The following is a 797-nucleotide window of genomic DNA, read 5'->3' on the forward strand; positions in this document are numbered from 1 at the left end:
GCTCGTGCTCGGCTGGGTGAGCTGTTGCCGGCCTATATGGTGCCGGCTGCGATCGTGGTCCTCGACGCCATGCCGCTAACGGTCAACGGCAAACTCGACACCCGCGCGCTACCCGCACCCGAATACAGCGCTGCTGAATATCAGCCTCCCCGCAATCCCATCGAAGAGATCCTCGCCCACATCTACGCCCACGTCCTGGGCGTGCAGCGGGTCGGGATCAACGACTCGTTCTTCGACCTGGGCGGGGATTCGTTGGCGGTGATGCGTCTGGTCGCCGCGGTCAACGCGAACTTGGGCGCCGACCTTTCGGTGCGGGCGGTGTTCGAGGCGCCGACGGTGGCCCGGTTGGCGCCGCGTATCAGTGATGCGAGGCGGCGGCCACAGTCGGCTTTAATCCCGGTCGCGCGGCCTGCGGTTGTTCCGTTGTCGTTTGCGCAGTCGCGGTTGTGGTTCATCGACCAGTTGCAGGGGCCGTCGCCGGTCTACAACATGCCGGTGGTGCTGCGACTGCAAGGCGATTTGAAGGCCGAGGCGTTGGGGGCGGCCCTGGCTGATGTGGTGGCCCGCCACGAGACCCTGCGCACCTTGTTTGTAGCGCCCGGCGGAACGCCACAGCAGGTGGTCATTTCTGCCGAGCAGGCCGATGCGGGTTGGGACGTCGTTGACGCCGCCTCCTGGTCGGTGGCGCAGCTGGGCGGGGCCATTGAGGAAATGGTGAGACACCCGTTCGATCTGGCGCGGGAGATTCCGGTGCGGGCGCGGCTTTTCCGGGTGGGTGAGGATGAGCATGTGCTGGC

The 797-nt window shown here is 66.4% G+C and carries 1 protein-coding gene; it reads left to right on the top strand.

All coding sequences use genetic code 11. The features are described 5' to 3' along the window. Positions 1-797 (top strand): condensation domain-containing protein (locus A5622_RS23095; RefSeq protein ID WP_232003027.1); only part of this gene is annotated, 797 nt, incomplete at both ends.

This window comes from Mycobacterium sp. 1245801.1, from assembly GCF_001673055.1.
GTDB lineage: Bacteria > Actinomycetota > Actinomycetes > Mycobacteriales > Mycobacteriaceae > Mycobacterium > Mycobacterium europaeum_A.